Here is a 587-nt window from a genome sequence, read left to right on the forward strand (position 1 = left end):
TTTATTTATTAACGAATCTTGGGGATACCATGGCGCTGAAGTCCACGATCTATAAAGTTACTTTGCAACTAAGTGACTTTGATCGAGATCATTACCAAAGCTACTCGCTTAATGTTGCACTTCACCCATCTGAAACCATTGAACGTATGTTGCTTCGTTTGCTTGCTTTTTCATTGTATGCAGATGAAGCGCTAAGTTTTACCAAGGGTTTATCGACTGATGATGAGCCGGATATCTGGCTCAAGTCTTTATCCGACGAAATAGAGTTGTGGATCGACTTGGGCTTACCTGATTTAAAACGTATCCGTAAAGCTTCAGGTCGCTCAGATAAAGTTGTTGTATTGGCTTATGGCGGACAAAAGGTTGCCCCCTGGTTCGACGGGTTAGCAAAGGATTTGAAGCGTATAGCTAATTTGTCTGTCTTGCGTGCAGAGATGGCTGATATCGAGCCACTGCTTGCGCATGTCGAAAGAACGATGGAGCTCGTTGTGATGATTCAGGATGGAAGTTTGAATGTAAGCTTGGGGGAGAGTGTTGTTGACTTGAATATCGAGCGGCTGCTTGGCGAGGAATAATTGTCTTTTGCG

1 protein-coding gene is annotated in these 587 nt (G+C 43.8%); it reads left to right on the top strand.

Features of this window, described 5'->3' with window-relative positions; all coding sequences use genetic code 11:
- On the top strand, window positions 1-575 hold a 575-nt coding region (locus tag A3757_RS05715), incomplete at its 5' end, for a YaeQ family protein (protein ID WP_369819532.1).
- Window positions 576-587: the final 12 nt, after the last annotated feature.

Source organism: Oleiphilus sp. HI0117 (assembly GCF_001635235.1).